The organism is Balneolaceae bacterium, from assembly GCA_034521445.1.
In the GTDB taxonomy this organism is placed as follows: Bacteria; Bacteroidota; Rhodothermia; order Balneolales; family Balneolaceae; genus JAXHMM01.
The window spans coordinates 129034-154680 of the sequence record JAXHMM010000003.1 but is presented as its reverse complement, the minus strand read 5'-3'; the positions used below and the strand labels follow the sequence as shown (position 1 = coordinate 154680).

Annotated in this window: 18 protein-coding genes; 12 read left to right on the top strand and 6 right to left on the bottom strand. The window is 63.2% G+C overall.

Going from position 1 to position 25647, the window contains the following annotated elements; genetic code table 11:
- Positions 1-13: 13 nt before the first annotated feature.
- Positions 14-2119 carry a pitrilysin family protein gene (locus U5K31_01110; GenBank protein ID MDZ7771339.1) on the top strand — a complete coding sequence of 702 codons (2106 nt, stop codon included), beginning with the start codon at positions 14-16 and terminating at the stop codon, positions 2117-2119.
- Here U5K31_01110 and U5K31_01105 read toward each other — a convergent pair.
- Both U5K31_01105 and U5K31_01100 read right to left on the bottom strand, forming a co-directional pair.
- Positions 2107-6921, bottom strand: a complete 4815-nt coding sequence (locus tag U5K31_01105) for a filamin/ABP280 repeat domain-containing protein (protein MDZ7771338.1) — start codon at positions 6919-6921, stop codon at positions 2107-2109. The genes U5K31_01110 and U5K31_01105 overlap by 13 nt on opposite strands.
- Positions 6918-8492, bottom strand: coding sequence for a GLUG motif-containing protein (locus U5K31_01100; GenBank protein ID MDZ7771337.1), 1575 nt, complete (start codon positions 8490-8492; stop codon positions 6918-6920). The genes U5K31_01105 and U5K31_01100 overlap by 4 nt, the downstream gene beginning before the upstream one ends.
- Positions 8493-8660: 168 nt before the next feature.
- Between U5K31_01100 and U5K31_01095 the strand changes: the two genes are divergently transcribed.
- From U5K31_01095 to U5K31_01075, 5 genes are all read left to right on the top strand, one after another.
- Positions 8661-12728 (top strand): response regulator, encoded by a 4068-nt coding sequence (locus tag U5K31_01095; protein ID MDZ7771336.1) that lies wholly within the window; start codon positions 8661-8663, stop codon positions 12726-12728.
- A gap of 138 nt (positions 12729-12866) precedes the next feature.
- On the top strand, positions 12867-13400 hold the full coding sequence (locus U5K31_01090; protein ID MDZ7771335.1) for a DUF6036 family nucleotidyltransferase: 534 nt from the start codon (positions 12867-12869) through the stop codon (positions 13398-13400).
- Positions 13397-13648 carry a hypothetical protein gene (locus U5K31_01085; protein MDZ7771334.1) on the top strand — a complete coding sequence of 84 codons (252 nt, stop codon included), beginning with the start codon at positions 13397-13399 and terminating at the stop codon, positions 13646-13648. The genes U5K31_01090 and U5K31_01085 overlap by 4 nt, the downstream gene beginning before the upstream one ends.
- Before the next feature lie 86 nt (positions 13649-13734).
- A complete protein-coding gene (locus U5K31_01080) occupies positions 13735-14211 on the top strand; it encodes a DinB family protein (GenBank protein MDZ7771333.1) in 477 nt (158 codons plus the stop codon).
- Between the two features lie 37 nt (positions 14212-14248).
- Positions 14249-14719, top strand: coding sequence for an OsmC family protein (locus U5K31_01075; GenBank protein ID MDZ7771332.1), 471 nt, complete (start codon positions 14249-14251; stop codon positions 14717-14719).
- Positions 14720-14722: 3 nt separating this feature from the next.
- On the opposite strand, the gene gcvP is transcribed toward U5K31_01075, so the two are convergent.
- Complete coding sequence (gene gcvP / locus U5K31_01070; GenBank protein MDZ7771331.1) at positions 14723-17641, bottom strand: aminomethyl-transferring glycine dehydrogenase; 2919 nt, start codon at positions 17639-17641, stop codon at positions 14723-14725.
- Positions 17642-17916: 275 nt separating this feature from the next.
- Here gcvP and U5K31_01065 point away from each other — a divergent pair, with 275 nt between their 5' ends.
- From U5K31_01065 to U5K31_01040, 6 genes are all read left to right on the top strand, one after another.
- On the top strand, positions 17917-19950 hold the full coding sequence (locus U5K31_01065) for a hypothetical protein (protein ID MDZ7771330.1): 2034 nt from the start codon (positions 17917-17919) through the stop codon (positions 19948-19950).
- Positions 19951-19969: 19 nt separating this feature from the next.
- The gene (locus U5K31_01060; protein MDZ7771329.1) at positions 19970-21118 is read left to right on the top strand and encodes a YncE family protein; all 1149 of its coding nucleotides are present in this window, start codon (positions 19970-19972) and stop codon (positions 21116-21118) included.
- Positions 21119-21130: 12 nt separating this feature from the next.
- A complete protein-coding gene (locus tag U5K31_01055; GenBank protein MDZ7771328.1) occupies positions 21131-21961 on the top strand; it encodes a ZIP family metal transporter in 831 nt (276 codons plus the stop codon).
- Between the two features lie 80 nt (positions 21962-22041).
- Entirely contained in the window at positions 22042-22410 is a 369-nt protein-coding gene (locus U5K31_01050) for a response regulator (protein ID MDZ7771327.1), read from the top strand.
- Between the two features lie 134 nt (positions 22411-22544).
- Positions 22545-22742 (top strand): hypothetical protein, encoded by a 198-nt coding sequence (locus tag U5K31_01045; GenBank protein ID MDZ7771326.1) that lies wholly within the window; start codon positions 22545-22547, stop codon positions 22740-22742.
- 49 nt (positions 22743-22791) lie between these two features.
- Positions 22792-23277, top strand: coding sequence for a hypothetical protein (locus U5K31_01040; protein MDZ7771325.1), 486 nt, complete (start codon positions 22792-22794; stop codon positions 23275-23277).
- 2 nt (positions 23278-23279) lie between these two features.
- Here the strand turns inward: U5K31_01040 and U5K31_01035 are convergent, their stop codons facing one another.
- The 3 genes from U5K31_01035 to U5K31_01025 form a co-directional block, all read right to left on the bottom strand.
- A complete protein-coding gene (locus tag U5K31_01035; GenBank protein ID MDZ7771324.1) occupies positions 23280-24815 on the bottom strand; it encodes a PH domain-containing protein in 1536 nt (511 codons plus the stop codon).
- A complete protein-coding gene (locus tag U5K31_01030) occupies positions 24808-25290 on the bottom strand; it encodes a PH domain-containing protein (protein ID MDZ7771323.1) in 483 nt (160 codons plus the stop codon). Before U5K31_01030 ends, U5K31_01035 begins: the two co-directional genes overlap by 8 nt.
- A 120-nt stretch (positions 25291-25410) precedes the next feature.
- Entirely contained in the window at positions 25411-25587 is a 177-nt protein-coding gene (locus tag U5K31_01025; GenBank protein ID MDZ7771322.1) for a histone H1, read from the bottom strand.
- Positions 25588-25647: the final 60 nt, after the last annotated feature.

Genomic DNA, 25647 nt, shown 5'->3' with positions numbered 1-25647 from the left:
AACAGGAAAAACCATGTTAAAACGACTGAGCATTTTCTGCCTGCTGTTTGGCTTATCCATCGGCTCCGCCCTGGGCCAGCAGCGCAGCTACGACGAACTGGAATTCCCCGAACTGAACGAGTTCCAGCAGCCCGATGTGACCACCTTCACCACCGCCAACGGCATCCGTTTCTTTCTGGTGGAGGACCATGAGCTACCACTTATCGACCTCAGCGTGCGCATCCGCACCGGGGAGGTACTGGTGCCCGACGAGAAGACGGGCCTTGCATCGATGACGGGCACCGTCATGCGCTCGGGCGGCACGGAAAACTACCCGGCCGATACTCTCAACCAGATCCTGGAGTACCGGGCGGCCAGCATGGAGACCGGTATCGGATTCTCCTCGGGCTCGGCCTCCATGAATGTGCTCAAAGAAGACTTTGGGGAGCTGCTTCCCATCTTCATCGACCTGCTGCGCAACCCGGCCTTTCCGCAGGACAAAATTGACCTGGCCAAGACCCAGACCAAGAGCAACATCTCCCGCCGCAACGACAACCCGCAGCAGGTGGCCAGCCGCGTCTTTCAGCAGGTCATCTACGGGGAGTCATCAATCTACGCTCGCAACACCGAGTATGAGACGGTGAACAACATCACGCGCGAGGACATGATGCAGTTCCACGAGGAGCATTTCACGGGCGAGAACATGATGGTGGGCGTCATCGGCGATTTTGAAACCTCCGAGATGCGCCGTCAGCTCGAACAGGCTTTCGGCGCCCTCCCCGCAGGAGAGGAAACCACCCTCGAATTTCCCGAGGTCGACTACGACTGGGAGAACAGCATCAATCTGGTGGACAAGCCCGACGTGACGCAGAGCACCGTGATCATGGGACACATCGGTGGCATGCGCGACAACCCCGACTACCCCGAGGTACAGGTGATGAACCAGGTACTCAGCGGGGGCTTCAGCGGACGTCTCATGCAGGTGGTCCGCACTGAAATGGGACTTGCCTACACCGTGAGCGGCTCCTACGGCATGGGCAACACCAACTACCCCGGCGTTTTCACGGCGGGCGTGGGCACGCAGACCTCCACCACCGCGGAGGCCATTGACGCGGTCATCGAACAGATCGAGCGCCTGCGGCAGGAACCCATCCCGCAGCAGGAGCTGCAGGAAACCAAGGAGCAGTTTCTGAATTCCCTGGTGTTTCGCTACACCAGCTACGAGGACGTTCTCAACGAGCGCATGTCCTACGCGTATCTCGGCCTTCCCGAAGATACCTTTGACGAATACGTGGAGGGCGTCCGCAACACCACCGTGGAAGACGTGCAGCGGGTGGCGCAGGAGTACATGCATCCCGACTCCCTGCAAATTCTGGTGGTGGGCAACAAGAGCGGGCTGGGCGACCAGCTGCAGAAGTACGGGGAGGTCAACGAAATCGACATCAGCATTCCACAGCCGGGACAGGACTCAGCCGAGGCCGCTCCGGCAGGCGACCCGGTGCGGGGAGCCGAGCTGCTCAGCCAGATGTCCGAAGCCCTGATCGCCCCCGGCACGCAAATAGACAGCCTGAGCGTACAGGGTGAGGTCACCCTCCAGGGACAGACCATGCAGTCTTCCCTTACCATCAACTATCCCGACGCCATACGCCAGACCGTCCAGGCGCCCACCGGTACGCTGACCATGTCCTATTCCGGCGGCCAGGGCACCCTGAGCGTAGGCGGACAGTCGCAGCCCCTGCCCCAGCCCTACGTGCAGTCGCTGCGGCAGACTCTCAACCGCGACTACCTCGCCGTGGCCCAGAAAGTTTCTGAACTCGAGTCCCGAGTTCACCGGCATGGAAGAGGTCGACGGTACCGAGCTGGCCAAGGTGCGCCTCAATCTCGGGGGAACGGACATCACCTACATGATCAATCCGGAGACCGGTTATCCCAACATCATGCGCTACCAGCAGTTCGTGCCGCAGGCCGGCTCGCAGGTGACCATCGAGGAGCACTATTCCGACTGGACCGTGGTGGACGGCGTGGCTTATGCCTACTCGGTGACTACCTACCAGGACGGCAACCAGGCCAGCCAGGCTACATTCACCAGCCATACCGTGCACTGAACTGGCGGCTACGGTTCCCCGCCTACCGTATATAGGTCATCGGCAGGGTTTTGGTGAAGGGCTCGCCGCCGCCTTCGGGGACGATCACCAGCCGGTAGTAGTAGACCCCGCCGGCCAGACGCTCGGGGGCCCATTCTACCACGTGCTCGCCGGGAGACTGCCGCTCGATGTCGGCCAGGGTGCGCACCACCCTTCCCAGCACGTCGTAGACCTGCAGGGTCACCCGCGCCGGGGCCACCACCGCGTAGGCGATGCTCGTGGGGCCGGCAAAAGGGTTCGGGTAGTTGGGGAGCAGCTCGTTTTTCAGCGGCCCCACCTGGCTGGCGTAGATCCCCTGGTCCACCGGCATGCCCGAGAGCATCACCTCGATGCGGTCGGTGCCCGGCCGGGCGGGGGTGTAGGCGGCGCTGTAGACCCCGTCCCCATGGGCGGCGACCTCCCCGAACGGGGCCCCGGCGTTGGGGCCGGAGGCTACCGACAGCGCCAGGTAGCCCGCCGCCCCGTCCACCGCGGTCCCGTGGGCGTCCCGCAGGGTCACCCTTACGGTGGTCGGCTCCCCGGCCACGCCCGCCGGCACCTCGGCGCGTGATCCGGACGCCACGCCCGCCCCCGGCGTCACCGCCGAGGCCGTGGGGGCCGACCAGGCCGTGTCGGCGGCAAAAATCCCGTTGTCGGCTACCACCCGCACCCGAAGGTGGGAGCCCAGGTCCGCCGAGGCGAGCAGGTACTGCGCGCCCGTCGCCCCCGCAATCGGGACGCAGGCGGCGGTCGTCTGGTCATCCGGGCAGCGCATCCACTGCGGAGTGAGTGCGGGGGCCGGCTCCCCGCCCCACGTGCCCGGGTCCGCCGCCAGCTCGGCCCCGATCTCCAGGGCCTCCCCGGCAATGGACGGCGGGGCCAGCAGCGACGGCGGGGCCAGGTGAGCCGCCTCCACACCCGCGCTCACCGTGCGCAGGGCCCCGGAGGGCGACAGCCCGCTCACCAGCAGCGTGTGCGCCCCGACCGGGATCTGCGCCGGCAGGGGAAGGTCTCCGCCCATGGTCCCGCCAGCCCCCACCTCCAGCTTGCCCAGCAGCAGCGGCTCGGAGAACAGCCATACCGTCACCCAGCTGCCCGGGGCAAAGCCGTCCCCGCTGATCCGTACGGAGGCCCCCTGGGCGGCCAGCAAGCGGAGGATCTGGTCCAGCGAGGAGACCGGCAAGCGGTCCCCGGTCAGCCCCAGGGCCGCCAGCGTCAACCGGAAGGTCCCCGTGGCGTCGGTAAGCAGCAGCTCCCCGTCGTCGGTGACCTGCAGGGTCAGCTCGATCGGCTCCCCGTCGAGGGTGCCTGTAGCGTCTCCGGGGGGCGGGGGCGAGCCGCCGGGGCCGCCCGGATCCGGCGGCGGAGCCGTGGGCACGGCCACCGCGGAAGGCGGCGACCAGGGGCCGGGGCCCACCGCATTGACCGCCGCCACCCGGAAGCGGTAGCCCCGCTGGTTGTCCAGGCCGCGAACGGTACGGGACGTGCCGGCAAGGGTCCCGCCGGCCTCGCTCCAACCGGATCCGGCGTTCGAGGAAACCTGCACCCGGTAGCCGGTCACCGGCGCCCCGCCGCCACTGGCGGGCGCGGACCAGGCCAGAGCCACCCGGCGGTCGCCGGGCGTGGGGGCCGGAACGCCCGGGGCCCCGGGCGGGTCCACCTCCCAGGCCACCTGGTGCGGGAAGGGGCTGCCATCCACCGCCTCCCCGCGCACCGTGACGGCCAGCTGGTCGGCGCCCGCCTGCTTGGGGGTATAGCTGAGGGTGTAGGTGCCGTCCCCGTGGCCGGTTACCTTGCTGAACGCCGCGCCGCTGTTGGGGCCGGAGACTACGGCGGCAGCCAGCTGCCCCGGCTCGCCGGCCACCAGGTTCCCGGCCGCGTCCCGCAGCGTCACCGTAAGGGTGGTCGGGGTGCCCCGCAGCCCCTCGGCCGGCACCTCCGCAGAAGAGGCGCCCGCATCAGCCAGGCCGGCCGTGATGTCAAACGAAGTGGTGCTCGCCCCCGTCAGCCCGTCGGCCGAAGCGGCCAGGGTATAGCCTTCGCCGGCGGCGGCTATGCTCAAATCGCCGAAGGTGGCAACCCCGCTCTCGGCGGCCACAGTGAGGGTCCCCGACAGGATCGCCCCGGCCGGCCCGCCCGACAGCGTCAGGGTGACCTCGGCGGCGCTGCCGCTGACCAGGTTCCCCGAGTCGTCCTCGATGCGCACCGACGGGGCCGGGGCCCACACCTGCCCGGCCACCGCGCCCGACGGCTGCCCGGCAAACACCAGCGCTCCGGCGGTGCCGGCCGTGACCGTAATGTCATGGGTGGCCTGCCCCAGGTCCCCGTCCGGGCCGGACGACCAGTCCGCCGTGATGGCGTGTTCCCCGGCCGAGGGGGAGGCGTAGTAAAACGGGCCGGTGCTTGCCCCGCCGGCCAACGTCAGCTCGCCAATCTCGGTCTGCCCGGCTGCATCCGCGTAAAAGGTGGTGCCCGTGGACGTGAGCCCGAAGCCCGTGAGGCCGCCGGCCGTCGTTGCATTGCCCTCCGTATCCAGCAGCCCCAGCGTAAAGGGCCCGGCCACCTGTCCGGCGACGGCCGAGGCCGGGCCCGACAGGGTCACGCTCGCCGGCGGGCCGGCCGTGATCTCAAACGAAGTGGAGCTCGCCCCCGCCAGCCCGTCGGCCGAGGCGGCCAGGGTATAGCCCTCCCCGGCGGCGGCCACGCTCAGATCGCCGAAGGTGGCAACCCCGCTCTCGGCGGCCACGGTGAGGGTTCCCGACAGGATCGCCCCGGCCGGACCGCCCGACAGCGTCAGGGTGACCTCGGCGGCGCTGCCGCTGACCAGGTTCCCCGAGTCGTCCTCGATGCGCACCGACGGGGCCGGGGCCCACACCTGCCCGGCCACCGCGCCCGACGGCTGTCCGGCGAAGACCAGCGCTCCGGCCGTCCCGGCCGTGACCGTAATGTCATGGGTGGCCTGCCCCAGGTCCCCGTCCGGGCCGGACGACCAGTCCGCCGTGATGGCGTGCTCCCCGGCCGAGGGGGAGGCGTAGTAAAACAGGCCGGTGCTCGCCCCGCCGGCCAACGTCAGCTCGCCAATCTCGGTCTGCCCGGCCGCATCCGCGTAAAAGGTAGTGCCCGTGGACGTGAGCCCGAAGCCCGTGAGGCCGCCGGCCGTCGTTGCATTGCCCTCCGTATCCAGCAGCTCCAGCGTAAAGGGCCCGGCCACCTGTCCGGCGACGGTCGAGGCCGGGCCCGACAGGGTCACGCTCGCCGGCGGGCCGGCCGTGACCGTGCTGGAAAACGGACTCCCCGGGATGGCCACTCCGCCCAGGGTAATGGCAATCTCATCAGTGCCGGCAACCGTGGGCGTATAGGAGGCCGCGTAGGTGCCGTCCCCGTTGTCCACGGGCGCCCCGAAGGAGGCCCCCGCGTTGGCTCCGGCCACCGACAGCGCCAGGGCCCCGCCCGAGCCGGTCGCCGGATCGCCCGCCGCATCCCGGAGCGTCACGGTCACCGTCGTCGCCTGCCCCGCCGTCCCGCCGCCCACAGCAGCCGAGGCCGCCGAAGCCGGCACGTCCCCCGGCGGGGGATCCTGGGGGTTGGCCTGCAGCACCGGGAAGCCCAGGTACTCCTCTATCTGCCAGGTGCCCCCAAAATCGAAGCCGGCGAAGCTCGCCACCCGGCGCATCCCGGCGCTGTTCAGGCCAGTCACATCGCCAGAGCCAAGTCCTATTCCACCCTCCTGCCCGCTGGTCTCTCGGTTCCAGTAACTCTCGAATACCGAACCGATATTCCTTCCCACCAGGCCGCCGAACAGGCTGGTGCCACCCACCAAACCCGTGGCGTAGCTGTCTGTGACCGTACCGCTGGGTTGATTGAATCCCACCAGGCCGCCGACATAGCTTCCACTTCCGCTCACCGAAGCCGAAGCGTAACTCTCGGAAATCGCGCCGAAATTCTCTCCCACCAGGCCGCCGACATAGCCTCCACTTCCGCTCACCGAAGCCGTGGCGTAACTCTCAGAAATCGAGCCATAACTGTATCCCACCAGGCCGCCGACCCGGTCGCCTCCACTCACCGAAGCCCCGGAATAACTGCCGGTGATCGAGGATCCTGAAGAAGAAGTAATCCCAACCAAGCCACCGACACGATTATTACCGCTAACTTCACCCGTGGCATAGCTGCCAGTAATCGAGCCATCCGTTTCTCCCACCAGGATACCGACGTGCCGATCACCGGTCACGTCCGCCTCTTCCACCCCCAGGTCCGAGACCGAGCTCCCCGATCCAAGGGACCCGAACAGCCCGACATAATCATCTCCTGAGCGGTCGATATAAAGTCCGGTGATGGTATGGCCGTTGCCGTCCAGACTGCCGGTAAATTCGTCGCCATTCTCCCCGATCGGCTCCCAGCCGGCCCCGCCGTGGTAAAAGACCCCGCCGGATCCTGTAGCCGTGGAAAGTTCGATGTCTTCCGTCAGGATGTAATGGGCATCCAGGTCACCCCGGATGGCATCAAGCTGAGCAGACGTGGTGATCTCGTAGGGAGTCCCGGACGTGCCATCGCCGACGGTAAAAGCAAAACCCGGCGCCGGGTCCTGGGGATTGTCCTGCAACGTGGGAAAGGAGAGGTATTCGTCTATTTGCCAAGTATCGGTGAAATCGAAGCCTCCGAAGCTCGCCACCCGACGCATCTCGGCGCTGGTCAGACCGGAGCCGCCTTCGGAGCTGCTCTGCCCGCTGGTCTCGGTGTTCCAGTAACTCTCGGAAATCGCGGAAATCGCGGCGAAATTCTCTCCCACCAGACCGCCGACATAGCCTCCACTTCCGCTCACCGAAGCCGTGGCGTAACTCTCAGAAATCGAGCCATAACTGTTGATCCCACCAGGCCGCCGACCCAGTCGCCTCCACTCACCGAAGCCCCGGAATAGCTGCCGGTGATCGAGGATCCTGAAGAAGAAGTAATCCCAACCAAGCCACCGACACGATTATTACCGCTAACTTCACCCGTGGCATAGCTGCCAGTAATCGAGCCATCCGTTTCTCCCACCAGGATACCGACGTGCCGATCACCGGTCACGTCCGCCTCTTCCACCCCCAGGTCCGAGACCGAGCTCCCCGATCCAAGGGACCCGAACAGCCCGACATAATCATCTCCTGAGCGGTCGATATAAAGTCCGGAGATGGTATGGCCGTTGCCGTCCAGACTGCCGGTAAATTCGTCGCCATTCTCCCCGATCGGCTCCCAGCCGGCCCCACCGTGGTAAAAGACCCCGCCGGATCCTGTAGCCGTGGAAAGTTCGATGTCTTCCGTCAGGATGTAATGGGCATCAAGGTCACCCCGGATGGCATCAAGCTGTGCAGACGTGGTGATCTCGTAGGGAGTCCCGGACGTGCCATCGCCATCGGCAAAAGCAAAACCCGGCGCCGGGTCCTGGGGATTGTCCTGCAACGTGGGAAAGGAGAGGTATTCGTCTATTTGCCAAGTATCGGTGAAATCGAAGCCTCCGAAGCTCGCCACCCGACGCATCTCGGCGCTGGTCAGGCCGGTCATACCCGTAGCCGAGCCATCGCCCACGCCCCCCTCCTGCCCGCTGGTCTCGGTGTTCCAGTAACTCGCGGAAATCGCGGCGAAATTCTCTCCCACCAGGCCGCCGACATTGCCTCCACTTCCGCTCACAGAACCCGTGGCGTAGCTGTCTGTGACTGATCCATCGTTGCTTCCCGCCAGGCCGCCGACATAGTAGCTGCCACTCACCGAACCCGTAGCGTAACTCTCAGAAATCGAGCCGTAATTGTCTCCCACCAGGCCGCCGGCGAAGTCGCCGCTCACCGAAGCCCCGGAATAGCTGCCGGTGATCGAGGATCCTGAACCAGTTCTCCCCACCAATCCACCGACTGCGGTACGGGCATTCACTGTGCCGGTGGCGTAGCTGCCGGTCACCGTACCCTCGGAGTATCCGGCCAGGATACCGACGTACTGATCACCGGTCACGTCCGCCGCTTCCACCCCCAGGTCCGAGACCGAGCCCCCCGGCCAAAGGTCTCCGAACAGCCCGACAAAATAATCTCCTGAGCGGGCGATAAACATCCCGGTGATTACATACCCGTCTCCGTCCAAGCTGCCAGTGAATCCACTTCCCAGCGTTCCAATAGGCTCCCAGCCGGCCCCGCCATCATAAAAGGCCCCGCCGGGACCTGTAGCCGTGGAAAGATCGATGTCTTGCTCCAGGATATAATGGGCATCCAGGTTGTTACGCATTTCGTCAAGCTGTTGGGCGTTTGCAACCTGGTAGGGAGACCCAGGCGTACCGGAACCCATGCCTGAAAACTGCGCCACCGCAGGCAGGCAGATACCGACCAGGGACAGAATCATAGATGCTATGGCAACTCTCTTGTTCTTCATATGAGGTGTTCCTCTGTCAATCTTGACTGTGTGTCTGGAGTGAGAAATGGGCGACGGAGGCAACAAACGGCCTCTTTCTGCTCTCTTGCTCCCTTTCAGTTATTTACCCGCTACCACAATAGTGAATTTCATCTTTGATAACGTCCCATTTTTAGGTAAAATCATCCCATGAGGCCCCTCATACTACGCTATACCGCCCTTTTTATCCTCGTGACCGGGACGTTTCCCCTGGCTGGCCAGGATCTGAGTAGTGGACCGGATCTGCCGCCGAAGCAGTTCCTGACCCGGCTCTTTACGGTTGAGGAGGGGCTGCCCGTAAACGCGGTGACCGGCATCGCCAAAGACCGGCAGGGCTATATCTACTTTTCCACGATGAACGGGATTGCACGCTACGACGGGTACCGGTTTGTGACCTTCAATGTCAGCAACAGTCCCGGACTCATAAGCAACCGCATCACGGGCATCATGGCTGACCAATGGGGATCCCTCTGGCTGCTGAACGAACAGTTGAAGCTGGTCCGCTACGACGGTCCGGCGTACGGATTCACTCCGATCGGGGCCGAAGAAGGCCTGCCTGGAGCAGTCTCCAGGATACGCGAGGGCATCCGGACTGTCTGGGTGAGCACCGACCGGGGCGTCTTCCGGTACGATCGAGAAGCGCGCCGCTTCCACGCACTGCCCGAGCCGCGCTTCGCTGCCGACACGTGGGCGCTCGAACCCACGGCCTCCGGTGGCGTGCTGGCGGTTAACCGTCACGGGCTGCTGCACTGGGAGAACGGGAAAGCCGACCTTTTGCTGGCACCCGGAGATTCCCCCTTGCCGATGGAGAATATTTCCGGCATTGCCGTCAGGGATGACTATTCCTTCTGGCTGATGGGACTCGGCGGATTCTTCCTCGTGGTGGATGGGGTCGTCTCCGGGTCATCTTCGTACCTGCCCGGTACGGGAGAGGGGAACTTCAACGTCATGGAATCGATGGCAGGCCCCGCGGGATCGCGACTTTTCTCCACCACGGCGGGTTTTATGGAGGCCGACCCCGCGGCCGGTACGGTAACCGCCCTTCCTGTGCAGGTCAACACAGGCAACGCCAGCGGCAGCCTGCATACCGGTCCGGACGGGGAACGCATCCTGCTGGGAGATGACGAGGTGCTCGTGAACGACGAGATCGTTTTCCGGGCCGATCAGATCCAGGAAGGCTACGTGGATAACGACGGTTCCATTTGGGTGGCCTCGTGGACCGACGGCGTCTACCAGATACGGCGGAACAGGGTGCTCAACCTCACGTCAGCGGGAGGTCGCCCCCTGGAAAACATTTATCCTATCATTGAAACGAAGGACGGCGCTGTCTGGGCGGGCAGCTTTCGGTACGGCATATTCCGGTTAAGAGAGGGCGAAACCGACAACTGGCATACCGGCAACAGCAACCTGTCGGCCGATGTGGTTCGTTACCTGCATCAAGATACCGACGGCACCGTCTATGCGGGCATCTGGGCGCACGGTCTGTGGCAATACACCGGAGACACGTGGGTCAGGGTGGCGGAATTGGACCGTGTGATGGGCTCGTCCGATCTGACGGTCGAGTCCATGTACCGGGACCGCCGGGGGCGACTGCTGGTCGGTTCGCTCTCGGCAATGGCCGTCAAGGAGGGGGATACCTGGCAACGGCTGCGCACCGACAGGGACGAATCCGTGAACGGCGTCCGCGTCATCCGCGAAGACAGCCGGGGCACGCTTTACCTGGGCAGCAACGGCAACGGCATCTACCGGATGAAAGGCGATCTCCTGCGGCGTTTTGCCGACCTGGAAAACGGATTGGCCAGCAGCTACATACGCGATATTTACCTGCAGTCCGACGACACGCTCTGGGTGGCCACCCAGGACCGCGGATTGAACCGACTAGTGCTGGACGACGCCGGCCGGGTGGACTCGGTGGTTCACGTGGGAGCGGCCGATGGGCTGGTCAACGATGCCCTCCACCGCATCATCGAGGGACCGCACGGAAACCTCTGGATCAGCTCCAACGCCGGCATCATGCGCATCCCCCTGTCCGATCTGAACCGTTATGCCGACAGCGGGACGGGTCCGCTTCGCCTGCTTCATTTCGACGAACAGTCCGGCATGATCAACCGTGAAGCCAACGGGGGCGTGCAGACGGCGGGCATGCTCCGTTCCGACAGCACGGTTTGGTTTCCGAACCAGGCCGGCATCACCGTCCTGGAAACCGGGCAACAGGATATGCCGCCCGTGGCCCCTGTACTGCTGGAGGAGGTAAGCCTGTCTGACAGCACCCTCCTGGTGGGTGGACGAGACCGCCTACGCCTGCCACTCGGAGAGCGAAACATCCAATTCGCCTTCACCGCCCCGAATTTCGCGCTGCCCGGGCAGATGACCTTCTGGCACCGTTTCACCGGAGCGGACGAAGCATGGACGGCCGGCGGGCGCACGGCAAGCTACACCAACCTCCCGCCAGGCAACCACACCTTCGAAGTGGCGGCCGAACGTCCCGATGGTACCCGCACCACCGCCGCCCTCATCGTGTCGGTACCTCCCTACATCTACGAAACTACCCTTTTTTATGCTGCCATGGCCCTTCTGGCCGGACTTATGGCCTACGGAGGACACCGGTACCGCGTGGGGACGCTGAAGCGGCAGGAGCAACGCCTGCAGCACAGGGTTGAGCAGCAGACTGCCGAGCTCCGTAGGGCCGCTGAGGAGAAATCCCGTTTCTTCAGCAGGATTACCCACGACCTGAAGACTCCCCTTTCCCTCATCGTCGGTCCCCTCGACGACATGCTGCTGGAACATTCCGGAGATCGTCCCGCAGTGGAAACCAACCGCCTGCGGGTGATGAGCCGCAACAGCCGGCGCCTGCAGCAGATGGTGAACCAGATTCTCGACGTGAGCCGCCTCAACGCCAACGCCCTTCAACTCACCCTGCAGCCGGCTGACCTCCGCAGACTGACCCTCAGCATCTGCGGACAGTTTCGCTCGCTGTTGCAGCAGCAGGAGATCAGCCTGGAGATGGAGACCGGCCCGCCAGTGTCTGTATATGTGGACCTGGACGCGTGGGAGCGCATTGTTTTCAACCTGATGTCCAACGCCATTCGCCATTCGCCCAGGGGCGGACGTATCTTCCTGGACATACGGGAGGAGGATGGGCACGCGGCCCTCATCCTGCGCGACCAGGGTGAGGGCATCCCCGAAGCGGAACAGGAAAAGGTGTTCAACTACCTCTACCAGGCGGAGGGGGAATACTCGCGCGGGGGTACCGGCATCGGACTCTACCTTGTTCGGGGACTGGCGGAGCATATGGGCGGATCGGTCGCCCTGCGCTCCCGCGAAGGCGAGGGGGCGGAGTTTACCGTGCGGCTCCGCCTGGGCGATGCCCATTTCTCCGCGGCCGATAGGGTAACGCACGTACCCTGGATTCCAGCTCCGGATGAGGCATTCGCGCCGATGCAGGGGGCAGGACATGAGCAGGCGCGCGGGGAAAGCCTGCAGGAGCATGGCGGCGGGCCGTCGGCGCGTATCCTGGTGGTGGAAGACGACACCGACTTCCGGGACTATCTCGCCTCCATACTCTCCGGGTCCTACCAGATTCGGTTGGCAGCCGAGGGCCATGAGGCCCTGCAACTGCTGGAGGAGTGGAGGCCCGACCTGGTCATCTCCGACGTCATGATGCCGGGCATGGGCGGAGTTGAGTTCGTGGACCGACTCCGGGATATGCACGACCTGCGTACGCTGCCGGTCCTCTTTCTCTCGGCGAAAAACCACGAGGCCGACATCCGGGAAGGCCTCTCATCAGGGGCCGACGTCTACCTGACCAAACCGATCCAAAGCCGCATGCTTCTTTCCCAGGTACGTGCGATATTGCGGCGTGAACGCGTTCTCAGGAAACAGGAAGCAGGGTATGGGGTTTCGGAAGAACCGGATCTGGTTGCCCGTGTCCGGCAGATTGTCTACCGCCACCTGGCCGATTCCAACCTCTCCGTGGAACTGCTGGCCGACGCCCTCTACATGAGCCGGTCCAAGCTTTACCGGGAGTGGAGCGAAACCGGCGAGAAGACCCTGAACGACTATATCGTGGAGCGGCGCATGGAGGAGGCCCGGGTGTTGATCGCCGAGCGTGGATTTAATGTGCAGCAGGCCGCATGCGCCGTCGGCTATGCCGATCCCAGCTACTTCTCCAGGAGTTTCAAGAAGGTGACGGGACAGTCGCCCTCGGAGCTGAAATGATAGTTCGGCGATGCCTTGACATGAACAGGTATTTCGCCGGGGATTGGTTATAATGTTGCGTGGCGGGAGTCGTGAATACTCTCTCCGGTTCCCGATGGTAATTTTCGAGAAAAAAGCCGCATAACCAATATCGGTATAATGATTCTTAAATTGCTGGATCGGGTTTCTCGGAAGCTGGAAGAGGCGGAAATACCCTATATGCTCTCCGGCAGCCTGGCGATGAATATCTATACCGTCCCCAGGATGACCCGGGACATCGATCTTGTCATTCATATGGACCGGTCTCATATCGAACGATTGGCCTCCCTGTTCCATACCGGATATTACATCGATCCGGAGGTAATCGCCTCCGCAGTTGCCAACGAAGGCATGTTCAATGTGGTCGACCATGAGACTGGCAACAAGATCGATTTTATCATTCGAAAAAGTTCGGATTTTCATATCACTGAATTTGACAGAAGAGTGCGATCATCGGCTTTCGGCTTTGATGTGTGGGTGGTGACCGCCGAGGACCTGATTGTTTCCAAGCTCAAATGGATACAGGATCTGGAAAGTGATACCCAAAAACGGGATATTTCGAACTTGCTCACCCGTAAGGATCTGGATCGGGAATACATTGACGATTGGTGTAACCAACTTTCATTGAATACATACGGCCTCCTTGAATCATGAAAGACACCCCGCCTGAAATCCGGCAGATGCAACGCGACATCATTCACGCCATGACGGACAGGGAACGTGCCTTGCTGGGCGTGGACATGATCGAAAGCGCTCGCAAGGTGGTAACGAACAGCATCCGGGAGGAACATCCCCATCTTTCAGAGCGCGAGGTCGTAGCTGAACGATTTGAGCGTTACTACAAGAATGAATTTTCCGAGGAGAAGTTAAAAAACATAAAAGAGGCGATCCTATCGTACTAGCAAAGTTTCAACACACCGCAGCCTGGGGCGCCGAGCGCCCGCAACCCGGCGAATACGGCGACTACTACCAGGGATATATCGACCAGGTGCCCGACGGCAACGTACTCGAGGTGCTTCACATGCAGGGCGATCGAGTGCACCGGCTGGTCGAGGGGCTCTCGCCCGAACAGGCCGGCCACCGGTATGCCGAGGACAAATGGACCGTAAAGCAGGTGCTGGGACACCTGGTCGACTCGGAGCGCGTGTTCGCCTACCGCGCCATGTGCATCGCGCGGGGTGAGCAGAAATCATTGCCCGGCTTTGACCAGGACAACTATGTGGAGGAGGGACATTTTGACGAGCGCAGCACGGAGACCCTGGCGGCGGAATACCGCGCCCTGCGGGAGGCCACCGTGCATCTTTTCAACAGCTTCTCGGAAGAGGTCGCCCTGCGCGGCGGACGGGCTAACGAGCTGAAGGTAACCGTACGCGCACTGGCGTGGATCATAGCCGGTCACGAACGGCACCATCTTCGCCTCTTCCGCGAGCGCTACGGACTGCCCCTGCCGGACGCGGCAGACTAGACTAGCCGTCATCCTATTGAACCGACCAACCCGCGTCATGACACCACCCGAGAGCAACTCCCCCCAGGAACCGAAGGACAAGATCGTGCACGTGCACCTGCCCGCCGACGCGGTCTACGAAACCACCCTCACCGCTGGCCGCCACGAACTGACCTCTGACGAACCGGAGACGGTGGAGGGCGGCAGGGACACCGGCCCGGATCCCTACGACTACCTGCTGATGTCCCTCGGCTCCTGCACCGCCATGACGCTGAAGATGTACGCCCGGCGTAAGGAATGGCCCCTTGAGGAGGTCTACCTGGAGCTTCGCCACCACAAGCGGCATGCTGAGGATTGCGAGAACTGCGACGATGCGGCCAGTAAGATGGACCATATTGAAGTGGAGCTTATCCTGAAAGGCGACCTGGATGAAGCCCAGAGAGAACGGCTGCTGGAGATCTCCGAACGCTGTCCCGTACACCGCACACTCAAGGGAGAGATACAGATCGAAAACAGTCTGGGCAGCTAGCCGCTACTCCACGGCTGCCGGCTCCTGCCCCTCGCTGTAGGCGTCCATCGGCACGCAGCTGCACATCAGGTTGCGGTCGCCGTAGGCGTCGTCCACCCGGCTTACGGCAGGCCAGAATTTGTTGAAGCGCAGATAGTCCAGCGGCAGCACCGCCTTTTCGCGTGCATAGGGGCGGTCCCACTCCCCTTCCAGGGCGACCCGCATGGTGTGGGGGGCGTTTTTGAGTACGTTGTTTTCGGGGTCGGCCTCGCCGCGCTCCACCTCGCGGATCTCATCTCGAATGGCGATCATCGCCTCACAGAAGCGGTCCAGTTCCGCCTTCGATTCGCTCTCGGTAGGCTCGATCATAAGGGTTCCCGGCACCGGGAAGGACATGGTGGGAGCGTGGAAACCGTAGTCCATCAGCCGCTTGGCGACGTCCACCGAGTCGATGCCGGTCTCCTGCTTCAGGGAACGTATATCCACGATGAACTCATGGGCGGTGCGCCCACTTTTGCCCGTATACAAAATGGGGTAGTGGTCCTTCAGGCGCTCCTTCAGGTAATTGGCGTTCAGGATGGCGAGCTGGGTGGCCTCCCGCAGACCCGCATGACCCATCATCCGAATATAGGCGTAGGAGATGGTGAGGATGCTGGCGCTGCCCCAGGGCGCGGCGGAGATGGGCGGGATGGCGTTGTCGCCTCCTGTTTTCACCACCGGGTTGCCCGGCATGAAGGGCGCCAGGTGCTTCGCGGCGGCTATGGGACCCATCCCGGGGCCGCCTCCCCCGTGCGGAATGCAGAAGGTCTTGTGCAGGTTGAGGTGGCAGACGTCGGCGCCTATGGCGGCGGGGCTGGTGAGTCCCACCTGGGCGTTCATGTTGGCCCCGTCCAGGTAAACCTGTCCCCCGTTCTGGTGAATGATCTCGCAAATCTCGCGGATGTCCTCTTCAAAAACCCCGTGGGTGGAGGGGTAGGTGACCATGAGGGCCCCGAGCCGGTCGGCGTGCTTCTTGGTCTTTTCGCGCAGGTCGGCCGGGTCGATATTTCCGTGCTCGTCGCATTTGGTGACGACCACCTCCATGCCGGCCATGACGGCGCTGGCGGGGTTGGTGCCGTGCGCCGAATCGGGCACAATACAGACGTTGCGGTGTCCCTCGCCCCGGCTGCGGTGCCAGGCGCGGATGGTCATCAGTCCGGCGTATTCGCCCTGGGCGCCTGAGTTCGGCTGCAGGGAGACCGCCTCGAAGCCGGTGATGGCGCGCAGCTGCTCCCGGAGTCCCTCGAAGAGGCGGCGATAGCCCCCCGCCTGCTCCTGCGGGGCAAAGGGATGCAGCCTGGAAAACTCCGGCCACGAGAGGGGAATCATCTCCGCCGTGGCGTTCAGCTTCATGGTGCACGATCCCAGGGAAATCATCGAGTGCACCAGGGAGAGGTCGCGGTTTTCCAGCTTTTTCAGATAGCGCAGCATTTCGTGCTCGGAGTGGTAGAACGTGAAGACCGGGTGCTCCATGTAGGCGCTCGTGCGCGCCAGCCCGTCGGGAAGCTCCACCTCAAGTCCCTGCGACAGTTCGGCCGCCGGGGAGGCCTTGGCGCCATCGGGCGCGGCCGCCTTCGCAAAAATATCCAGCAGGGCATCCACGTCGTCCAGGTCCTTTACCTCGTCGAAGGCGATGCCCACGGCCTCCTCGCCGTAGTAGCGCAGGTTGATCTCCCGCTTCAGCGCCTCGCGTCGTACGGCCTGCACGGCGGAGGCTTCCAGCGGCACCTTCAGGGTGTCAAAATAGTGATCGTGCGCCACCTCGAGATCCAGTTCGGCGAGTCCCCTCTCCATGGTGCGCGCTAGGCCGTGGATGCGTTCGGCAATGCGGCGCAGGCCCTCCGGACCGTGCCACACCCCGTAGAAGCCGGCCATCACGGCCAGCAGCACCTGGGCGGTGCAGATGTTGGAGGTGGCCCGTTCGCGGCGGATGTGCTGCTCGCGCGTCTGCAGGGCCATGCGGTAGGCCGGGTTGCCCTCGGCGTCCTTCGTCACGCCGATAATGCGGCCCGGCACCTGGCGCTTGAAATCCTCACGTGTGGCGAAGTAGGCCGCGTGGGGTCCCCCGTAGCCCATGGGCACGCCGAAACGCTGGCTGGAGCCCACCACGGCGTCGGCGCCCATCTCGCCCGGCGGGGTAAGCAGGGTGAGGCTGAGCAGGTCGGCGGCCACCACGGTGTAGACCTCGTTCTCCGTGGCCGCGGCGATAAGCCCGCGGTAGTCGCGCACCCGGCCGTCGCTGTCGGGGTACTGCAGCAGCATGCCGAAGAGACCGGGATCGGTCACGTCCACCTCCTCCGGGTCGCCGGTCACAATCTCGATGTCCATCGGCTCGGCCCGGCCGCGCACCACCTCCACGGTCTGCGGGTGGCAGCCCTCCGATACAAAGAAGGTCTTCGCCTCCTTGCGCTTGCGTCCGCGCAGGGAGGAGTAGAACATCGACATGGCCTCGCCGGCCGCGGTGCCCTCGTCCAGCAGCGAGGCGTTGGCCAGTTCCATGCCGGTCAGGTCGGAGACCATGGTCTGAAAGTTGAGAAGCGCCTCCAGGCGTCCCTGGGAGATTTCCGCCTGGTAGGGTGTGTAGGAGGTGTACCAGCCGGGATTCTCCAGCACATTGCGCAGAATTACGTTGGGCGTGATCGTGTCGTGGTAGCCCATGCCGATGTAGGAGTCGTACACCTTGTTTTCGGAGGCCATCGCGCGGAACTCCTCCAGGAAGCGGTGCTCGCTCATGGGCTCCTCCAGCCCGGTCTCTTCCTTCAGGCGGATGCCGGCGGGAATGGTCTCGTCCACCAGCTGGTCAAGGGATTCCGCACCCACCGCCTCCAGCATCTCCTGCAGGGCCTGCCCGTCGGAGCCGTTGTGGCGATTCAGGAAGCGTTCTTTATCGAAGCGGATACTCATGAAAGGAATGGTCTCAGGGTTGCCGGTGGCGTGATGTAACAGGCGCGTAAAGGTAAGGATTAACGTCTTCTTTTCACAGGCGCCGGTGGCCCGAATTACCGGCTTCCGCCGCCGCGCCCGGACCCTCCGTACCAGCGGCGACCGGCAGCCGGCTCGCCGTACGCACTGTAATAATATGTGATATGCAACGCGGGCACTTCATATTCACGCGATTTTTTGATTACTTTGATTACTTACCGCCCTGACATACCAACCACCCATTCAAGTACCCGATCATGAAGAACTTCCAAACGAGCTCCCTTCTCACCCTCCTCCTGGCGATGCTTCTCACCGCCCCGGCCGTAATGGCGCAGGACGACGAGGACGGCACCATTGTCCTCGAGCCCGAGCAGATCAGCCTGCAGGTAAACGCCTCGGTGGAGGTGTCCGCCACCGCCTATGACGCCGACGGCAACGCCCTGGCCGATTCGGTCATCTTTTACACCGGCGACGGCGAGTCCATCCGCGTTGAGGAGACCGGCAAATCCGCCGCCCGCGTCACCGCCCTGCGCCCCGGAACTTTCGACCTTTACGCGAGGACCGTGGGTGGCTGGGACGAGCGGATCACGGCCAGCTTTCCGGTGGAGGTGAGCTATCCCGCACTTCAGGAGATCGTCATCACCGACAAGCCCGGCAACATCTACGCCGGCACCGTGGTGCCCATCAACTATGACATTACCGACCAGATGGGCTTCGACCGCGACACCCTGCAGGTAACCTGGAGCAGTTCCGATCCCGACGTGGCGAGGGTAGACCGTTTCAACCGGCTGCAGGCCGGCGAGGCGGGCAGCGCCACCCTCACTGCCAGCGTGCAGGGCGTGCAGACCACCTGGGAACTTGCCGTGCAGCCCAACCCGGTCACTGAAATTGAGCTTACCAGCAACACCGACCGCGCCGTCACAGGCGAAGTGGTGCGCTTCACGGCCCGTCCCCTGGACGCTTCGGGCAGCCCGGTGAGCGACATGCCGTTGAGCTATTCCTTCAGCGCCCAGACCGACGACGACCTGGGTGAGGGCTCCAGCGGACTTATCAAGCAGGACGGCCGCTTTGTGGCCAACATGACGGGACTCTTTACCGTGACCGCCAAGGCGGGCGGCATGGCCGCCGAGCATACCATCCGGGTGGACGCCCGCAACGTGCAGAAGGAGGTGGAGGTAGTGGGACACGGCCTGGTCTCCGACGTGCATACCTCCGACCTCTGGGTATGGGAAGGCGTGGACGGGGGCGACTACGCCCTGACCGGCACCTGGGGTGCCAACGGCGAGGCCTACTTCTGGGACGTCACCGACCCGGCCAACATGAGCATCATTGATACGGTGACCGTGGACGCCCGCACCGTCAACGATGTGAAGGTCTCCGAGGACGGCCGCGTGGCCGTGATCACCCGCGAGGGCGCCTCCGACCGCAAAAACGGCATATTCATTCTTGACATTACCGACCCGCACAACGTTACCGTGCACTCGGAATTTGAAGACGGCCTCACCGGCGGCGTGCATAACGCCTTTATCTACGAAGACCATGTGTTTGCCGTGAACAACGGGCGGCGCTACGACATTATCAACATCGAGGACCCCAAAAACCCCTACCGGGTCAGCCGCTTCGAGCTCGACACGCCCGGCCATTCCATCCACGATGTCTGGGTGGAAAACGGCATCGCCTACAGCTCCAACTGGGGCGACGGTGTGGTGGCGGTGGACGTGGGCAGTACGCCTGCGGCCCAGAGCCCCGAAGGGCATGCCGTCGGCGCCGGTTCCCTGTCCAATCCCGTGCAGCTTGGGAGTTATGCCTACCCCAGCGGACGCAATCACGCCGCCTTCCCCTTCAAGAGCGAATCGACGGGCGACTTCTACGTGATTGCGGGCGACGAGTCGTTTCCCAACGGCATCAACACGGAGAACGAACCCACCGTACCCGCCGGCTACATGCACTTTATCAAGTTCGAGGGTGGCTGGGACAGCCCGAAAGAGGTGGCCCGCTACCAGATCCCGGAAGCAGGCACTCACAACTTCTGGGTCAAGGGGGACACCCTCTACATCGCCTATTACAACGCCGGACTCCGGGTAGTGGACATCTCCGGGGAGCTGATGGGCAACCTCTACGAGCAGGGGCGTGAGATCGCCCACTACGTTCCCACCCACCACGAGGGACGCGTCCCCAATGCGCCGATGGCATGGGGACCCCAGCCCTACAAGGGCTACATCTTCATGAGCGACTGGAACTCCGGCCTCTGGGCCCTCAAACTGGTCGACCCGGCCCAGGGCACGAACTGATCCATCAAAAGAAGCACCTATGCGTACATTACTACTTTTCCTTGCCGCGCTGATCGCCTTCACCCTTCAGCCCCAGGCCGGGGCGCAGGCGCAGACCTACTACGTCTACGTGGCGGCCGAATCCGACGACCAGGTCTACCTGGTCTCCTACAATGCCCAAACGGGTGAGGGCGCGGTGGAGGACGCCGTGGCCGTGGGACAGTGGCCCACCGAAAACGAGGGTCCCCACGGCATCAACATCTCCCCCGACGGGGAGCACTGGTATCTCTCCATCGCCCACGGCAACCCCTACGGCTGGCTCTACAAGTACACCACGGGCACCAATGAGATGGTGGCCCGCACCGAGCTGGGCATGTTTCCCGCCAGCATGGAGATCTCCCGTGCCACGGGCCTGCTCTACGTGGTGAACTTCAACCTTCACGGCGACCACGAGCCCTCCACCGTTTCGGTGGTGGATCCCGAGGTGATGGAGGAGATTACCAAGATCCCCACGGGCATCATGCCCCACGGCTCTCGCATCACCGAAGACGGACGCCGGCAGTACCACGTCTCCATGATGACCGACGAGCTGATGGAGATCAACACCGCCACCATGAAGATTTCCCGCCGGCTGGGACTCCGCCGAGACGGCGGACCCGATCACCCCGTCGACGAGGGCGGCATGAGCGGCCATGCGGAGATGGGCGGCATGTCCGACGGCTCCGGGATGTCCGGCATGCAGCCGGAGGTCAAGCCCACCTGGGCCGACCCCCACCCCGACCGTCCCATGGTCTATGTGGCCGGCAACGGCTCCGACGAAATTCTGGAAATCGACCGGGAGTCGTGGAGCGTCACCCGCCGTTTCCAGGCCCCTGAAGGTTCCGCCCCCTATAACCTGGAGGTGGCCCACGACGGACGCTACCTGGTGGCCAGCTACAAGAGCGGCGGTACGACGGGCGTATGGAATCTCGACAGCGGCGAGGAGGTGGCCGTCATCCCCAACAGCCGCACGGTCACCCACGGAGTGAGCATATCCCCCGACAGCCGTTTCGCCTTCATCTCCGTGGAAGGCAAGGGCGGCGAACCGGGATCGGTGGACGTGATCGACCTACAGCGCCTGGAGCGTACCGCCGTCATCGAAGTGGGCAAGCAGGCGGGCGGCATCATCCACTGGAAGACCGAACGTTAACAGCCTCCTGTCTTGGCTGACATCCACGACTTTTTCCTGAGACTCCCCCCCGTTACCCAGAGCCTGGCCGGGGGACTCTTTACCTGGCTGATGACCGCCCTGGGCGCGGGACTGGTCTTTTTTACCCGCACCGTCAACAGCAAGGTGCTGGACGCCATGATGGGCTTTGCAGCCGGCGTGATGATCGCCGCCAGTTTCTGGTCCCTGCTGGTGCCCTCCATCGACATGGCCGCCGCGCAGGGTTTGGTGGAGTGGTTTCCCGCAGTGGTCGGCTTCCTGGCCGGGGGAGTCTTCCTCAGGATATGCGATCAGTTCCTGCCTCACCTGCACATCGGCTTTCCCATGGAGGAGGCAGAGGGCATCTCCACCACCTGGCGCAGGGCCACCCTGCTGGTGCTGGCCATCACCCTCCACAATATTCCCGAGGGACTGGCCGTGGGAGTTCTTTTCGGGGCGGCGGCCTCTGGGGTTGATCCTTCCGGGGCGGCCACCGTCATGGGCGCCATCACCCTGGCGCTGGGTATCGGCATCCAGAACTTTCCGGAGGGCGTGGCCGTCTCCATGCCCCTTCGACGCGAGGGCATATCGGTGCGACGTAGTTTCTGGTACGGGCAGCTTTCGGGTATAGTCGAGCCCATCGCGGCCGTCGTCGGCGCCTGGGCGGTTCTGACGGTGCAGCCCATGCTGCCCTACGCCCTCTCCTTTGCGGCAGGCGCCATGATCTACGTGGTGGTGGAAGAACTCATTCCCGAATCGCAGCTGCGCGGCAACACCGACATCGCCACCCTGGGCACCATGCTGGGCTTCAGTGTCATGATGGTGCTTGACGTGGCTTTAGGTTAATCCCCTTTTTTTTACTTTATTGGTTACGAATTGCTCTTTTCAGCCCCTGAACAAAGGTTGCAAAACGGTCATAATGGATGATGGACGAGTCCAGAAAAATCCTCATTGTCGAGGACGACATGATTATATCGATGGTGCTTGAGCGCATGATCATGAAGCTCAACCACAAGGTGATCAACAAGGTGATCACCGGCGCCAAAGCCATCGAAACCACCCGTGAGCTGAAGCCCGACCTTATCCTGATGGACATTCAGCTCAAGGACGAAATCGACGGCATCGCTGCCATGCAGACCATCCGGGAATGGTCCGAAGTGCCCGTCATCTACATCACCGGCAATTCCGACCAGTACAACCTCAGCCGGGCCAAAAAAACCCATTTCATCGATTACCTGGTCAAACCCATTCAGATGAGCGACCTGGAGCGATCCATCCAGAAGGCCTTTGCCTGATCGGAACGGGACGCCTGCAAGTCCGGCTGTGCCAGACGCTCAGGGGCACCCTCTTTTGAAAATTAGCTTCCTTCTGCATTTATTGTCGTTACCATGCCGCATCACGGAGACCCGAAGTCAATCGTTCTTCCATTATGAGCAACAAGCTTAAAACCCTCTCGCGCTCACAGCTTGAACGTTTTATCGCCGGCAAAGTGAGCGAATACCTCAACGAGGAGTGCAGCTGCGAGGTGTCCAACCTGGACGTGCCCAATATCGACACGGAAGACCACATCGCGCTTCACGACACCCGCACCATGCGTTTTGAGGTGAAGCTCTCCTACGAGGAGTAGCCCCGCGGCAAGCCCGCATCCTTCCAAACCGAAAAAACGGAGGTTCCCTATGGAAATGGCCATGGAAGCCAACCTGTTCATCGGCGCCCTGTCGGGACTTGCGGGCGCTTTCATACTCACCCTTCTCATCTACCTGCTGGGCGGCATGGGCGTCAAGATCGACATTCCCTACCTGCTGGGTTCCCGGTTTGTGGACCCCTCCAACCGGGGTGGCGTCTACGGACTGGGCGTCGTGCTCCACCTGGTGGCCGGCGCGGGATGGGGCGTGCTCTACGTCTTCCTGCTGACCGCCATGGGCGTGCATCCGGACTGGCCCGCTGGACTGCTGTGGGGATTCGCCCACGGTATTTTTGTGGGCGTGATCATGGGCACCCTCTCTCAGAACCACCCGCACATCGGCGAGGGACGAGCCCTATCAGATCCGGGCATGATGGGCCGGAGATGGGGAGCCGGTGTGCCCTACGCCTTGCTCCTGCTGCACATGACCTACGGGGCGGTCACGCTGATCACCTACGACTACCTATTCACCCCCTAGGATCATCCCCCGACTTCCGACTTCCCGACCTCGGACTTTCCGACTTTAAGACTTTCAGACTTTGATGACTTAATAGTCTTAGTAGCCGAACTACACCACAGCCAGTAACGGTGAGCCGTTTCACGGTCGAGCTCGCGCACACTGAAGCTTTGTCCCTGGCTCCCCGAAGCCACCGTCACCTGGCAGCTCAGCAGATGCAGCCTGCGCTGAAAAGGGTTCTGCTTGAGTTCGGCGGCCTGCACGCGGTATCTCTTCACCACAGCGGTAGTCTTGCTCAGCACGCGCCGGCAGATAACGAGGCTGCCGTCCCGCACGCCGATGCCGGCCGCGCGGTACTGCGCCCATCCCAGCAGCCAGGCGAGAGGCAGTGCCAGGAGGGCCCATCCCCCGTAGGGTACGAAGAACCAGAAGGGCAGTGCGAAACCCAGGCCCAGCCAGGTCATACGTAGCAGGTAGCGGCGCATGGCCCGGCGGGGAGGCCCCTCCCGTCCCCCGGACAGGTCCGCATCGAACTCCGGCACCACCCGCCGGATGAAGTCGCGCGCATCTTCGCGGGGAAGCAGCGGATAGAGGGTGGCGGTATTGCTCCCCTGGTCGCCGTAGCCTGCGCTTTCCAGGTGCAGGGAGACGTAGCCGAAAGGCTGGCGGAGCAGCTCCTCGCGCATGGAGAGGGCCTGTATGCGATTGTAGGGAATGGTAAGCTGCTTTTTTTCAATAAGCCCGTGCACGATCACCAGCTCCTCCTCCTTGACCTCCACCTGGAAGCCGTAATACTTGATGATGGTACCCAGGAAAGCCAGCAGCCAGGAGATGGCAATCACCGCCGCCACGCCCAGGATCACCAGGTTCGTGGAGGGCATGTTGGGGGTGAAACGTTCCGCCCAGGCCATCATCTGCTCCTCGGAGACCAGCTGGTCGATCTGTGAGAAAAAGCCCCCTACGATAGAGAGCGCTACGCCGAAACTGCCCGAGGTGGAGGCGGCGACCACCAGATCGCGCAGGCCCAGCTCGTAGATGTCGCTGCGGGTCCCCGATTCCTCTGTGGCGCGGTCGGAACCGGGGAAGTAATCCTCCCGGACACCCTCTCCTTCCGAGGCGGGAGCCGCCTTCTTGCGGAGCATGTGCTCCAGCTGCTCCGCCTGTTCGCGGTGCAGGGCGCTGATGCGCGCCTCCTTGGAGGAGGCGCCGGCCGTCTTCACCTCCACGGCCACCAGTCCGAACATGCGCTGCACCAGTCCTGAGGTGATGTTGATGACCTGTATGCGTTCGGGCGTCAGGTAGAGTTTTTTACGCACGAAGACGCCCTGGTGGATGCGCAGCTCGCCCTCTTCCACCCGGTAGGTAAAGCGCAGCCAGTCGAGCACGCCCCAGACCAGCAGCACCACGGCCACGCCGCCCAGACCGACGAGGTTCCAGATGGCCTCGTCGCTGGTCCCCCCTGCCACAACCACTATCAGTATGGTGAGGAAATTCTGGCGGATGATGTCCACCACCTTGGCCAGTGCGGCCACAGGATGCTGTCGGGTGGGTTCAGACATCTTCCTGGGCCAGTCGTGCGAATTGGGATATGCGGTCGCGGACCAGCTCGGCAGTTTCCTCGTCCAGGGCGGGAATCTTGTGGGTGGTGGCTGCGGTGGAGATGGTTACGTCGGCCAGCCCGTAATTGCGGAGGATGGGACCCTGGCGGGTGTCCACATGCTGCACCCGGTTGGCGGGTACCAATGTGCGGCTGATAATAATGGCGCCGCGCCGCAGATCGATTTCGTGCTCGTCTACCTGGTAGCGCCAGCGCCGCCAGCGGATTTCAGGTATGAGCAGGGTCCACACCCCCGTGCAGACCGCCACGGCCCCCGCCAGTCCGTAGGCCAGCCATCGGGGCGGCCCATCCTCGCCCAACCCAAGCAGCCACAGGAAAACGGGGACCATCAGGATGAGCAGGCCCACCAGCACGGAGCTGATGCGCCAGGCGCGGACGGCGGATCGGGGCAGTTGGTTTTCAGGTGCGGGTCTCATGAACGGAAATAGTTTGAAAAATTGCGGCCGGCCTCCAGAATAGCCATACCTCGCCAATAAAAAAAGCCCCTGCGAGCGGTTAGGCGCACAGGGGCTCAATACGTGGGAAAGACGGTTGGCCTAGCCCTTGTTCTTGATGTCCTGGATTTCCAGGCGTACTTCCTGGGCCAGTTTGCGCAGCTCCTGCAGTCCCTTGCGGGCGCGGGTGCCGGCGGCCTTGTTGCCTTTGCCATAGAATTTCTTCATGTCGGCTTCAAAACCTTCAACCAGTCCTTTGATGTCGTCGAATCTGCTCATGTGATGCTCGCGTTTATTTGTTGGGATTGAATGTGTGAGACCTGCCCATCACGGCCCGTG